The sequence below is a fragment of the Nostoc sp. UHCC 0251 genome (genome assembly GCF_034932245.1).
Classification (GTDB): domain Bacteria; phylum Cyanobacteriota; class Cyanobacteriia; order Cyanobacteriales; family Nostocaceae; genus Nostoc.
Genome location: NZ_JAYGHD010000304.1, coordinates 13,724 through 27,048 on the forward strand (window position 1 = coordinate 13,724; position 13,325 = coordinate 27,048).

General features: G+C 39.8%; 15 protein-coding genes. 2 read left to right on the forward strand and 13 right to left on the reverse strand.

Going from position 1 to position 13,325, the window contains the following annotated elements:
• The 7 genes from VB740_RS23405 to ahcY form a co-directional block, all read right to left on the reverse strand.
• On the reverse strand, positions 1-1,303 hold a 1,303-nt coding region (locus VB740_RS23405), incomplete at its 3' end, for a tetratricopeptide repeat protein (protein WP_323202279.1).
• A 608-nt stretch (positions 1,304-1,911) separates the two neighbouring features.
• A complete protein-coding gene (locus VB740_RS23410; protein ID WP_323202280.1) occupies positions 1,912-2,241 on the reverse strand; it encodes a hypothetical protein in 330 nt (109 codons plus the stop codon).
• Between the two features lie 52 nt (positions 2,242-2,293).
• The gene (locus tag VB740_RS23415) at positions 2,294-2,656 is read right to left on the reverse strand and encodes a hypothetical protein (protein ID WP_229470963.1); all 363 of its coding nucleotides are present in this window, start codon (positions 2,654-2,656) and stop codon (positions 2,294-2,296) included.
• Between the two features lie 25 nt (positions 2,657-2,681).
• Complete coding sequence (locus tag VB740_RS23420) at positions 2,682-3,014, reverse strand: XisI protein (protein WP_323202281.1); 333 nt, start codon at positions 3,012-3,014, stop codon at positions 2,682-2,684.
• 51 nt (positions 3,015-3,065) lie between these two features.
• Positions 3,066-3,395 (reverse strand): XisI protein, encoded by a 330-nt coding sequence (locus tag VB740_RS23425; protein ID WP_094353376.1) that lies wholly within the window; start codon positions 3,393-3,395, stop codon positions 3,066-3,068.
• On the reverse strand, positions 3,383-3,799 hold the full coding sequence (locus tag VB740_RS23430) for a XisH family protein (protein WP_322678671.1): 417 nt from the start codon (positions 3,797-3,799) through the stop codon (positions 3,383-3,385). The genes VB740_RS23425 and VB740_RS23430 overlap by 13 nt, the downstream gene beginning before the upstream one ends.
• A gap of 190 nt (positions 3,800-3,989) precedes the next feature.
• Positions 3,990-5,267, reverse strand: a complete 1,278-nt coding sequence (gene ahcY, locus VB740_RS23435) for an adenosylhomocysteinase (RefSeq protein ID WP_229559492.1) — start codon at positions 5,265-5,267, stop codon at positions 3,990-3,992.
• Positions 5,268-5,649: 382 nt separating this feature from the next.
• Between ahcY and VB740_RS23440 the strand changes: the two genes are divergently transcribed.
• The gene (locus VB740_RS23440) at positions 5,650-7,326 is read left to right on the forward strand and encodes a mechanosensitive ion channel family protein (protein ID WP_416290474.1); all 1,677 of its coding nucleotides are present in this window, start codon (positions 5,650-5,652) and stop codon (positions 7,324-7,326) included.
• Positions 7,327-7,815: 489 nt separating this feature from the next.
• Here the strand turns inward: VB740_RS23440 and cas1d are convergent, their stop codons facing one another.
• The 4 genes from cas1d to VB740_RS23460 form a co-directional block, all read right to left on the reverse strand.
• Positions 7,816-8,814, reverse strand: a complete 999-nt coding sequence (gene cas1d / locus VB740_RS23445; RefSeq protein ID WP_323202282.1) for a type I-D CRISPR-associated endonuclease Cas1d — start codon at positions 8,812-8,814, stop codon at positions 7,816-7,818.
• A gap of 149 nt (positions 8,815-8,963) precedes the next feature.
• Positions 8,964-9,557, reverse strand: a complete 594-nt coding sequence (gene cas4 / locus VB740_RS23450; protein ID WP_323202283.1) for a CRISPR-associated protein Cas4 — start codon at positions 9,555-9,557, stop codon at positions 8,964-8,966.
• Positions 9,558-9,588: 31 nt separating this feature from the next.
• Positions 9,589-10,455 (reverse strand): CRISPR-associated endoribonuclease Cas6, encoded by an 867-nt coding sequence (gene cas6 / locus VB740_RS23455; protein ID WP_323202284.1) that lies wholly within the window; start codon positions 10,453-10,455, stop codon positions 9,589-9,591.
• Complete coding sequence (locus VB740_RS23460) at positions 10,445-11,065, reverse strand: 2OG-Fe(II) oxygenase (RefSeq protein WP_323202285.1); 621 nt, start codon at positions 11,063-11,065, stop codon at positions 10,445-10,447. Before VB740_RS23460 ends, cas6 begins: the two co-directional genes overlap by 11 nt.
• Before the next feature lie 109 nt (positions 11,066-11,174).
• Between VB740_RS23460 and VB740_RS23465 the strand changes: the two genes are divergently transcribed.
• Positions 11,175-11,585, forward strand: a complete 411-nt coding sequence (locus tag VB740_RS23465) for a hypothetical protein (protein ID WP_323202286.1) — start codon at positions 11,175-11,177, stop codon at positions 11,583-11,585.
• Here the strand turns inward: VB740_RS23465 and cas5d are convergent, their stop codons facing one another.
• Together cas5d and cas7d are read right to left on the reverse strand one after the other, a co-directional pair.
• Positions 11,586-12,293 carry a type I-D CRISPR-associated protein Cas5/Csc1 gene (gene cas5d, locus VB740_RS23470; RefSeq protein WP_323202287.1) on the reverse strand — a complete coding sequence of 236 codons (708 nt, stop codon included), beginning with the start codon at positions 12,291-12,293 and terminating at the stop codon, positions 11,586-11,588.
• A complete protein-coding gene (cas7d, locus tag VB740_RS23475) occupies positions 12,293-13,309 on the reverse strand; it encodes a type I-D CRISPR-associated protein Cas7/Csc2 (protein ID WP_323202288.1) in 1,017 nt (338 codons plus the stop codon). The genes cas5d and cas7d overlap by 1 nt, the downstream gene beginning before the upstream one ends.
• Positions 13,310-13,325: the final 16 nt, after the last annotated feature.

A 13,325-nucleotide genomic window follows, 5' to 3' on the forward strand; every position in this document is an offset into this window, starting at 1 on the left:
TATAATCTTCAATCGCTCCTTCAAAATCTCCTAAGTCAGAACGAGCATTACCACGTTTTTTATAAGCTATGGCATCTTTAGGATTAATCTTAATTGCTTGGGGAAATCCCGGTTGAGGGTCTAATAAATAACGAGCAATCCCACGGTTTTTGTAAGCATCTGCATAATGGGGGTTAATTTTAATAGCTTGGGTATAATCTTCAATGGCTCCTTGGTTATCTCCTACGTGAGAACGAGCTTCAGCCCGGTTTTTATAAGCTACAGCAACGTTAGGGTTAATTCTAATAGCCTGGGTGTAATCATTAATTGCTTCTTCTAATCGCCCCAGTTGGGACAGAGCTAAACCTCGTTTATTGTAAGACTTAGCATCATGAATATTCATCTGAATTGCCTGAGAATAATCTGCGATCGCAGCTTCATAATCTCCTAATTGATAGTGAGTTAAACCTCGTTTATAATATAAATCAACATCGCTAAACTTAAATTGTAAAGCTTGATTATAGTTAATGATTGCTTCGGTATATTCTCCTTTCTCAAAACATTCATCACCCAATCTTACATAAAAAATATTTAAATCTTCATCAGTATATTCAGCTTTAAAGGAAGGTTTGCTCAACTGATTATTAGTTGGCTTAAATGAAATTTCCTGTTTTGGGAGATATTTGTAAATTGATGCTTGTTGCCTAGAAGAATGATTTCTAGAAGACTGTAATTGTTCTAGATAGCACCATAAACCACCACCATATAGTAATTGTTCAATGCCAAATGAAATTTTACCAGTCTTCAACTTAATCATTCGGGTTGGGAGAAAGCCAGCTAAGAAAAGGTGATACTCAGATTGTGCTTCACTCACATCTTCTTGAATCAAAATGCAAACTACAACTGCATTTTTTTCAACCTCTTCAGAACTAATTGACCATCTAACTCTATCAATCCTACCGTGACGAGACTTAACTTCTATACCAATAGATGGATCAGAAGTCAAGGTAAAATCTATATTGCCATCACCGCCGAATCGCTTTTCATAATCGACTTCGGTAATAGAATCAGCTAAACGTTCTTTGACAACTTCCTCACCCAACTTCCCTTTGAGATAGCTAATAAAAACGTCACGGACTGGTAAAACACGCTTGTATTTCTCAGCCATCAGCCAGCAAAATTCCCGTAATGCTCTTAACCTTTCTCCAGAGATTATAGTTAATTCACTATATTGACCTTCTGTTTCACAATGAAGCAGAGAACCAGATGTTAACCTTTTAATAAAATCAGACTGTAGCGATCGCAGTAGTGTAATCCAGTCCATTTATATTTCTGCGAATCTTTTGATGAGATTATTCTATTAAAATATCCAGTCGGCGTAAACCTTTTAATCAGCTTAGGTGAAATTCCCTCAAAAACTGTTATCTAATTCTGAAAGTGCGGACATGTCTGATTATGGCAGAGTTTTGACTGTTAGGCAGGGGTGCAAGAGTGCGATCGCTGAGAATAATACATGAAATATTAGCTAACCACCAATCGCGCAAATGACCCAAAATCAAAGCCCTAAGCCAAACTCTCTCACTGACTCCATTCCACCTCCCGAAAAGCCTACCGTGTACACACAAGTCTTGAAATCCCACCTGAAACTTGGTTTCGTTGCCCTAGCCCTAAAATTAGCGGGATAAATGGAGTTTCCAGTTGCATAAAATTTGGCTATTTATGGGGCTAGAAGAGTTGAAACCTTTGCGGACTATACTTGTGTGTACACCGTAGCCTCGCTTGCGGGGAGGGGGCTAATTATGTGGTTTTTGAGGGTGTGTGCGATCGCTTTGCGTCATCGTTTGACAATTATTTTACAGGATAGTGATTTTGAGGGCGTGAGACAAGTGAGGGAGTATTTATTTTGGATATGGAGATAATATTACGATTGCATTATTTTAAATGTGGGTTGTGTTTTTTTAAGTTTTCTTTAATTTCTTGTAATTTATCTTCCCTATCTTCTGTTTCAAGAAATATTCTAAGTAAAAAAACATATTTGTCTTTATAATCTGGATGAGTGCCTTTCGAGCATATTACATTCTTACGTCCTGTAACCTTGCATTTAAGAGAATAAAGTTTATCCCAAACTTCCCAATGAACCCATACTTCTTTACCTACTTGTAAATCGGGAGGTTCAAAATCATATTTGGCTACGGTTATATAATCTGCCTCTGAGTTTTCAGGCAGAACATTAATTAAAAGTTCTATTTGACACTGAAACATAGATAGACTGACCCATTACTCGTTGTATAAATTATACTATTTTTGTTACCAATTACTTAAACATATAATTTAATATTTTTATAGCATCTTCTGTAAAAACTGTTTTATCAAAGTATTGCCATAGTAGCTTTAAACTGCCGCCCTGACATTTTAGCTCACAAATCTTATAAGCAGTATCACAATCAATTCCTACTGCCTCAAAAAGCTCAAATAGAGGATAGTTAAAATGCCAGGCTAATCGTTTCACCACAGCAAGGTCTTCCTCTGAAACAGGATAGTATGTTCTGTTAAATGATTGTAAAATATACTCATAAGATTCTCCACAAGCTATCAACTGTCCAAAATCACCAATTAACCCGTCAGGTAAGTTTGTTCTTTCTAAAGTTATACGTATGTAATCGTTAAAATCAGACATAAAGTTTTTTGTTAAGTTAATTAATCTAAACAGATGCAAAACCAGTAAACTGCCGGACATAAGGCGATCTAAAACCTAAAACAATATCTGTTGCCGGCACACCTAATTCTACTAATTGATTAGCTATTCCTTCTTCAGTAAAATCGCGCTGAATCCAAATTTTATCATCCTTAATACTAATATAAATTGGGCATCCATATACTCTTTCCTCATCATTCCATCCCACATATAATAATAAGTAGCGATCGCGTTCTGTATCAAAGACAATTTCGGTATTTTCTAAATCTTCTTTGGGTTGCTCATTTGCATATTTATAGATGATCCTTTTCACTAATTCCCGATAATCTAATTTTTCCATAATACTATCTCCTGTTTTTGAACATGAAAAACAGACATGATATGCAAAATCTTAAACAGATGCAAAACCAGTAAACTGTCTCACATGAGGCGATCTAAAACCTAAAACTATATCTGTTTTTGGTACTCCCAATTCTACTAATTCATTAGCTACACCTTCCTCTGTAAAATCGCACTGAATCCAGATTTTTCCATTGATAATATCTATATGAATCACCGAACCATAAGTCCGTTTTTCACCTTCCCAACCTAGATGAATTACTAAATAGTGATTTTTTTGATTATCAAAGATTAATTGTATTTCCGTTCCCTTGGCTAAATGACTTTCTGTATGTCTTGCTAATACTGTCTGTACTAATTCAGGATAATTCATTCCTTCCATAAAATAATCTCCTGTTTGCTACTTTCAAATATCAATAATTTTAATTTATGTTCAGCAATTATTTCTTGAATTACAGGTATCAGAAAAAAAGCTGTATATATTTCATAACTAATTGCTAAATATAAAATACGATCAGGTTCTTCTTTTCTTAAAATAGAACGGTAATTAAGTGTTTGTCCTAAAGCTGTATGAAATTCACTAATCGCTGATTTTCCCAAAAAAGATTTTATTTCAACTGCTATTTTTTCTCCTTCTTTTTCTGCTCCTAAAAGTCTTTCTGCTCCTAAATCAAGACGAAATTCTATAGTATCTACTAGAAATATTAGAGGATCATCAGTAATTAACCAACCATCTTTCTCTAAAGCTAACTTAACAGCATTATGAAAAAAATCTTTTGCTGACATACAAACTTACAATAACACCCTCTATCTTAATACGCTTGGGTTTTCAAGACGCGGTAAATCGCCGTCTCTACAATTGCCCTCTATCCTATTATATATATGCTCTCTCTGCGCCTCTGCATCTCTGCGAGAGAAACACAAAAAAAGGGATAAGCAAAACGCCTATCCCCCAAAAAATCAACTAATCAAAGTATCAAGTTCCACTTGTCCAAGAATTGATGTACTCAATTTGATCGGGAGTTAGGCTATCAATGGTGATACCAATAGCTTGCAACTTCAACCGAGCAATTTCTTGATCGACTTCAACAGGAATTGAGTGCAAACCAGGTTGCAACTTACCTTTATTCTTCACTAGGAATTCGCAAGCCAAAGCTTGGTTGGCAAAACTCATATCCATAACTGCGCTGGGGTGTCCTTCAGCCGCAGCTAGGTTAATCAAGCGTCCTTGTCCGAGAACGACAACTGATTTACCATTTTTCAACTTATACTCTTCGGTGAAAGGACGGACTTCTTTGATTTCCTTAGCTTGTGCAGCCAAGTATTTCAAATCAAGTTCCAAGTCAAAGTGACCGGAGTTACAAACGATCGCACCGTCTTTCATGACATCGAAGTGTTCACCGCGAACGACGTGCTTGTTACCTGTCACAGTGATAAAGATATCACCTTGGGGTGCAGCTTCAGCCATTGGCAGGACGCGGAAGCCATCCATTACGGCTTCAATTGCCTTAATGGGGTCGATTTCGGTGACGATGACATTAGCACCCATCCCACGGGCGCGGAGGGCTGTACCTTTACCACACCAGCCATAACCGACGACAACAATGTTTTTACCAGCCAACAAAATATTTGTGGCGCGGATAATGCCATCTAGGGTTGATTGCCCAGTACCATAGCGATTATCAAAGAAGTGTTTGGTGTCAGCGTCGTTGACGTTGACTGCGGGGAAGGTGAGTACGCCTTCTCTAAACATGGCGCGTAGCCGCACAATACCGGTTGTGGTTTCTTCGGTGCTACCAATCAAATCAGCGATTTGGTGTTGGCGTTGTTGTACCAAAGTTGCAACCACATCGCTACCGTCATCAACAATAATGTTGGGGCGATGATCTAAAGCTATTTGGACGTGGCGGTTATAAGTTTCGTTATCTTCGCCTTTTTGAGCAAAGACGGGAATTTCATGATCCAAGACGAGGCTAGCGGCTACGTCATCTTGAGTTGATAAGGGATTACTAGCAATTAGAAGCGCGTCTGCACCACCGGCTTTCAGAGCGATCGCCAAATGTGCTGTTTCTGTTGTAATGTGGGCGCAAGCTACAAGGCGTAAACCAGCGAAGGGTTTTTCGATAGCAAAGCGATCGCGGATTTGCCGCAAAACTGGCATTTCGCGTCCAGCCCATTCAATGCGCTGTCTACCCAAGGCAGCTAGGCCGAGGTCTTTAACCTCGTGCTTTAATCGGGGAGAAGTTGCGGTCATCAAAAGTTACCTCTAAAAATTAAAAAGCTACGTAAAATTTACGCACTCTACTAGGTTATCTATGACTGGCGATTTTTGCTTGTATGAAAGCAAATCATTAGTCAATAGTCCTAAAAACTAGCTTGACGTTTGATCAGCATAATGTCAACTTTATTCTTTTTGTCTTATCTTTGGTAAGAGTAAGGCTCTTTTAAGCTTTAGTCGCTGATTCTAAATATACTGTCATCTCTCTAAAGATAGAAGATACCCAAAAAAACATCAAAGTTTTATCATCATAAAGGGAAAACTTCAACTTTAGATAGGTACATTTACTCAAAAGAATTGTGGAGGATGGTTATAAGAAGTAATCAAAAGTCAATTTTACTCAAGGAGGTGTTTTATAGTGCGCTTTAAATTTTTGGCGTTGGCTTTGCCCGCCGTAGGCATCGCTAGTTCAATGGCTATAGCTGTTGTATCTGTGCCAAAAGCCACAGCCCAGATTCCTTCATTACCGCAGCTGCTACCATCTCCCAGCAGTGTGAGTAATGATTCCAACAATAGACTTGTTACAGGCTGGATTTATTTAGATGGTCGTCGGTTATTTCAAATAGCGGCATCAAGAGCCAACTTCCCTGAGCGTTCAGAAGACATCCAAAAGAAGTTGGAGAGAATTGCCCAAAATTACTTTCAGTCGCCACCAAAAACAGCAGTCAACGTAGAAGTTCGTGAAGTCAACGGATTACCCGTAATTTACGTCAACGGCCAATATCTGATGACTATCACTTCTGATGATGCTGGACTGCGACAGGTAGACATATCGACATCAGCAAATCAAATCGCCGAATCGTTACAAGAAGACTTGCAACAAGCAAAGCAAGAAAGACAAACTCAATTTTTAATTGACCAAGGTAAAATTGCTGCGGGCATTGGATTGGTGATGATGCTCATGAGTTTGGGAGTATATAGCTGGCAGCAGCGTTCTAAAAAGGAATTAGTACGCTCCATTGCCTCTCAACCCAACACAGGCCCCTTAAACTCCCCAATTTCACCAGCAGCAGCTCAACCAATTGCAACACAACTGAATCAACAGCAACACCGACATCTCCAAGAAGTTAAGAGACGATTATTCCAGCTAAGTCAAGCAGGAATTTGGGGAGGTGGAAGCTTCTTTATTTTGGGTCTATTTCCCTACACACGACCATTTCAGGTAATAATTCTCAATGCCGTCCAATTTCCTTTGCGATTAGGTGTTGTGTTCCTGGGAACTTACGTAGCAATCCGTCTCATCTATGCCCTCATTGACCGCTTCACCACCACTCTGATTAGTAGTGGCGCTTTATTGACTCCAGAAAGTTCTGAACGGATGAGAATGCGAGTTTCCACATTTTCGGGCGTGACTAAAAGCATCGCTACTGCTATCTGCGTAGGAGTAGGCTTCTTGTTAGCGTTGGTGTCATTGGGGATAGATATTGTTCCCTTGCTAGCGGGTGCCAGTTTAGTTGGTGTTGCGGTGTCTCTGGCCTCGCAAAACTTAATTAAAGATGCGATTAATGGTTTCTTGATCATTTTAGAAGACCAGTACGCTTTAGGCGATGTGATTAATGTAGGAGAAGTAGGGGGCTTAGTAGAAAATCTGAATCTGCGGATGACCCAATTGCGGGATTCCGAAGGGCGCTTGATTACGATTCCCAATAGTGAAATTAAGGTTGTTGCCAATCTTTCTAGTCGTTGGTCACGAGCCGATTTAACGATCCCGATCGCCTACCAAGCCGATATTGAAAAGGCTTTGAAGTTGATTAATAGTATTGGCTTTGAGATGGATAAAGATCCGCAATGGGAGCGTCAAATTTTGGAAACACCGCAAGTTTTGGGAATAGATCAATTTGGCGATCGCGGTTTGATTATTCGCGTCTGGATTAAAACACAGCCCCTCAAACAATGGGATGTAGCACGGGAGTTTCGCCGCCGCCTGAAAGTTGCCCTAGACAAAGCCGGAATTTCTATTTCTGTGCCTCAACAAGCAATTTGGGTCAATGATGAGCAGTTGTTAAATTTTCAAGGTAATGGCAAAACTAATTAGAAACAGGGCTTATATCGTGTTCGGTTAAAAACTTATCATTAAGACTGCAAGGGGGCAGGGAGCAGGGAGTAGGGGGAGAAAGAGCTACGGTGTATACACAAATATTGCTCACCTGGTTTTTCACGTCAGTTTTACCCCACCCTAACCCTCCCCGATGGATTGGCTACGGTGTACACACAAGTCACCAGTTTTATCCCAATATGCTTGGGATAACTCAGAAAGCCCTCATGTAGTCTAAAAACTGACACGTTAGAGAGACGCGATAAATCGCCGTCTCTACAAAGAGATGTATTAGATGTAGTTTCAATCCCTAATAGGGATTTTGATGAATTGCAATAGCAGGAGTCTGAAACGTAAGCTGTATTTAGTTTTCAAGGTGCGGTTGCGCTATTCAAGGGCAATCATAGCATTAGAAAATTCGTTTGGGAAGAGTGCCAGAAAAGTTTAAAGGCTGAAATCGCATTTTAGTAAGCTGGGGAGAATGACTAATTATTTGAGAATTAAAGGGGGATATTTATCGATTTCGTTCATGAGATATTTACTTAATAACCTCGCCTGAATTTCAAAGGATTCTTGGTAGGTGCATTTGTTTCCCATGACTGGATGTTTGAAATTCGATAGTTTCTTTTGTTGGTAGGCGCGAAGGAATGTATGCAGTCCTTCTTTGGTTAAAGACACAGCACCACTGAGCGGTTCGGTGGTAAAGTCAGTTAGGGTTAGCGATCGCTTGTTAATCAGCGACAACACTACAGCATCCACTATTAAAGGACGAAACTCTTCCATCAAGTCTAAGGCTAGGGAAGGTCTACCATAACGCTCGACATGTAAGTATCCTAGATAGGGATCGAAACCGACAATATTTAAAGCACTTTGCACATCATGACGTAGCAATGAATACCAAAAACTCAGTAGGGCATGAACCGGATCGGTTGGTGGGCGGCGTCTGGCTTCAAACTGAAATTCTGAGGTTTTGATTAGCTGTTGAAAACAACCGAAATAGGCTGCACTACCAGCACCTTCTAAGCCTCTGAGGGAATCAATACTGTTAGTTTTTTCGATTGGGATCGCGTTTTCCAATCGAGTGATGTTATTATTCAGGTCAGTATCAGGATGTTCTCGCTGAGTACGAAGTAAGCTATGGCGGTAATTTTTCAATTTACCCCGCACAAATCCTCTGACTAAATGTATTGCTGGTTCTGATTCTCCCACAGCTTGCCATTGGGCTTTACGAACAAAGATATTTTTAGTAGCTTCTGGTTCTAAACGCCCTAAGTATCGTCCGTTTTGTGTGAGAAATGTTAAACAGATGTGACGTTCTAAAAGTTCACTGACGAGGGCGGGAGAAATAGTAGCTCGTCCTAGTACTACAATTCCTTCTAGTTTAATTAAAGGGATATCCATGATAGTTTTTTGTTCAGCTTTGACGGTGAGACGTTCGTCAACTTTGCCGATAAAAGCATCGGTTTGTGTTACGTAAAGTGTTCCCATTTTTGATTCTTCCTAGTAATAATTGGAGATTGAGTGAATAGATTTGTCGGGTATAATTAAATACGGGTTGGCAAAGGTTGTTGGTGTAGATAATTGGTTTTTCAAGACGCGATTCATCGCGTCTCTACATGATGGTTTTGGGGTATGATTTAATTGATTTCTTGGTAACTTTTGACTTTATCGGTTGCTTTGGGTAAACATTGCGAATAAAGGCTGCATCCTTGGCAGCGTTTGCTGTAAACTGGTTTTGGCATTGCTCCTGTTTCTAGGAGATTTGTGACAGATTGAATAGTTGCGATCGCACTTTGCCGTAACTCTTGATTAATCTCTACTAATTGCCGTTGATGGGAGTGGGCATAATAGATATATCCAGTAGTAACTGCTTGTCCTGTCATTTCTTCTAAACATAAAGCTTGGGCACAAACTTGCAACTCATCGTTATCCCATTCGCCTTTGCGTCCTCGTTTGTATTCCACTGGATAAACTTGACCAGATTCAGCTTCAATTAAGTCAGATTTGCCGATGAGTTTGTATTGCTCAGACTTTAGCCAAATTGCTCGAATCTGCCAAGTTTCTCCTCGCTGTATATCGCTTGTGGTGTGGACGCGATCGTGTAAACTTGTACCTTCAATTGTATATTGATTATCGGTAAATTCGCCTGCACAAAATATCCGCCAACAGCGATGCGGACAATAGGCATATTGATTTAATGCCGCAATAGAAATATATTCAGTTTGGTTCATAACTCAGGTGGTTTTTAAATGATTATTGAAATTAGGGAGAATACAGCCGCCGCGTCATTCCCATGCCCATTGTTGTTTTACGACCAATTCCTGCATACAAAGCAAAGTCAGCCAAAGCATTAATTTGCTTAATTTGGATTGGTTCAATTTCTCCCAAAATCTTATAGGTAACTTCGCCAATAATGCCAATAAATTTGCTGCGAGAGTCGGCTAATATTTCTGTGTGGATGTTGACAAATGAGGGAAATATTGACTCGATCGCAATCTGAGTAAATTCTATGCCACTGTACTTATTCCACCGCGAAAGTAGGGAATTAAAGACAGATTCTCTGGTAGGAAGGGTAGTATCATACTGTCCTTGACGGAAGGCGGTGGGTGTGCAGAAGGTAAGGTTAATGGAAGAATTGCGTAGGCGTAGCCCGTCGCAGACATTGCTAGCTTCTTCGTATAATTGAGCGTAAGTACTGGCATTTGCCCAAGGTTGAATAGATTGGGGTGTGCCTTGAATGCTGGTAATATACAAGTCAGCCGGGCCAAGATGCCAAGGGCGATTGGGATTAAGATTTAGCCAAAGTTGGGTAAGTTTGCCAAATAGAGTGTCATCTAATAAAGAGATGCGCCACCAACAAGGTGTTCCGGCGGAAATGGGTTGTTGATGTGAATATTGCAATTTAGATCCCCCTTTACTACCTTTTAAAAGAGGAGAGTTTGTATTACTAATTTGTAAAGGGGAGAGAGTGAAAGCTTTATCTGCGGTGGAATCGTGCAAGCGATCGCCCAATGTGCTATCTACAGAACTAACGAGGGTGAGAAATAGGGCGTGGAGATGTCTACCTGTAAGATACTGTGGTGGAATGGGCGATTGAGGTAGCAAATTCAACACTAAACTATGAGGCATACTTTCTTTTTTTGGTTGTAGACTGAGTGATTCTTGACTCTACAGTAAACTCAGGGATTTCCTGGAGTTCAGTTTCACTCAAACTATACTGTTCACAAACGAGACTTAGACGATTTCCTGGGGTTTTGACTGCGTTAACCGAATGGGTTAAATCACCTTGAAAATAAACTAAAGTATTGAATTGGGGCTTAATTTGCCCAAGTTGGCGTTTGTGCGATCGCAATACCAGTTCTCCCCCTTCCATATCCGCAGGTACTCGCACATAGAGAACACTGACAACCGCAGGCGGTTCAATGGTTTTGGAGTAGGAACGTAAAGAGCGATCGATATGCGGATCGACGCGGGAGCCTTCTTTGAGTTGTAAAGGATTGAGGTAAAAAGCATTACAATTGGGCTGGAGAGCTAAATCTAGATAAGGCTTGAAGTAGGGAAACTGCTGTTCTACTTTTGGTAATCCAGAACGCTGAAATACTACAGAAAATCCTTTAGTGGCGACAAAATCGCGGTTGAGGTTGTTGATAGCAAAGTAAGGACAAGCTTGGATTTCTCCCCACAAGTTGTTTAGGTAATCGCTGGGGAAGGCGTTGGATTGTTGTTGATAGTGTTTCACTGGGAATAGAGGAGCGATCGCTGAATGTGGTATCTAAAATTTTAAAGACTGTCGAGTGATGATAGTAGTATTCTTTTAAGTGAGAAAAACTACATAAGGAGAAAGACCAATGAGAATTGATGATTACAATGCAGCAAAGGCACTAACTGAAAAACTTAAAGAGAACTTACCCATTAAAGCACGAGCAGGGAAGGAGTTTTTGAAGACATTAAAGCAAAAAGGAGTAAACGCCGATCCAGACAGAGAATTTGAAGTTGATTTCGTTGGCTATTCAGGAGATGAAGGCGGGATTATGTGCGGACTAAAAGAGCCAAATAATCCCGAAAGTGAAGAAAAATATGTTTCTTCGATTACTCACCTAAAGATTGATCCTGATCATCCTCTAGCTGCTGAAGTGCAGACTTACCAACGCCAGCGAATACGTAAGTTAATGTTGCAAGATTCCAGAGGTTTTAAAGCCGAGTTAATGACGATAGAGCCTCGAAAAAATAAAACCCGTAGTAAAGGCTTTGGAAAGTAATTAACTCCGAAAACGATATTCTATCCGAACTGGGATTTTTAAGTTTTGAATGCCATCAAATTGATAGAATTGACCTTGAATTTGGACATTCTGAATTAAGCTAACTGGAGGCATATTCACAACATCATAGCTAATCACTTGATTAGTGAACATGACATCTAAAGGATTTAATGGATGTGTACAAGTGAATATACCTTCAGCAATTTTAGGTTTCGGTAATTGTTCTACCGTCACTTCAGCCTTGCTCATCCATTTACCCAAACGAATCCACTTTGGTAATTTGAGTTCTTTTTGGGAAATAACAAAAAACTCAAATCTACTTTCTGCGGCTATTTCCTTTGCTCTCCCAAAACTGGGGATATTTTTCTGTGTTTTCTCCATTTCAACGTGGTAGTTGTTGTTAGCATACTTCCAGGTGTTGAGGATGGAAGAATGATTGAGCGATCGCGCCGGAGTTACGTAAATTCCCTGTTGATTCAGTGGCGTCAAATGCTCCTCATATTTTGGCACTTGTTCAGGGCAAAAATAACGGTAAGAATGTTCTTCAGCAACGGTAGTAGAGTAGATTTTGCTATCAACTAAACCCAGTGCATAACAAAGAGCGTAATTATGGATTAGGGCTTCTGTTTCATACAATCGTCCGATTTCACGAGTTGCGTAATAGAGGCTGTCATGTAGTTCTATTTGACAGCGATAAATAAACACCATTACTCTTTCCCCGCTTTCGCAGCCGTTTTCTTCTTGCTGATATGCTTCTTGGCATAATCTTTAGCTTCTGCATCAGCTTTTTGTAAAATTGCTTGAATTCCTTTCTCACTTCCTGTTAAAGTTTTAACTTCGTTAATTAGGGATACAAAAGCATCACCAATGAAATCTGTGTGAACAATAAACTCATCAGCCATTAACGCCTCAATAGCATTTTTAGCAGCAGTAATTACATCATCTTCATCTAGTGGATCGGGAGGATTTATAGTATTATTAGATTTCATTTGGTCATATATTGCCTGAGTCCAACGCAGGTTACTGGTGATTTCTCCATCCGCAAATACAACACCAATTAACTCATTTCTGACACGACCTGTACGGGTGGTTTGCGCTCCATAGTGACGAGTTCGCAGAATATTATTAAAAACGTAAAGGAAGCTAGCTTCAGTGGGGTCTTTCAAGGTGACAATACTAGGAAAGAAAACTTGCGGTCTAATATGGTCTTGCTGATTAATTCGACTGGTAACTTCACCAGGTTTAGAACCATTTTCACCCTTGGAAGCCATCGTACCATTTTCATAAGGAGCGTTGAGGGTGAATGTTTCGTGTGATTCATCAAAAGCTGTAATTGAAAATGCCGTGTCTACTACAACTTTCGATTTTTCAGAACCAGAGTCACCAATAGCAAATCCGTAAATGATGCAATCAGGATTATCCATTGCGAAATTTACGTTGTATTCGCATTCTTCAGCCGTCATTAAGCCATAATTACGCAGCAATTCCCGACCAACTAAACGCTCTGGAGTAGACTGTTTGCGCTTGAACATTGACAAACGGCTAATTGTGGTTTTGTCTTTAACTCCTGCTCTTACCCGTGCTTTATTCAGTTCTGCATCTGTTTGAAATAGAGGATAAGATTCAGTAATGCGAATAGTCAAGAAATGAACATATTTACCCATTGGTTTGTAAGGAATCTCAGTTTGAAAGAATTTAGATTCAACAGTTTTTAAAATTGCCATGATTTTGATTTTCTCC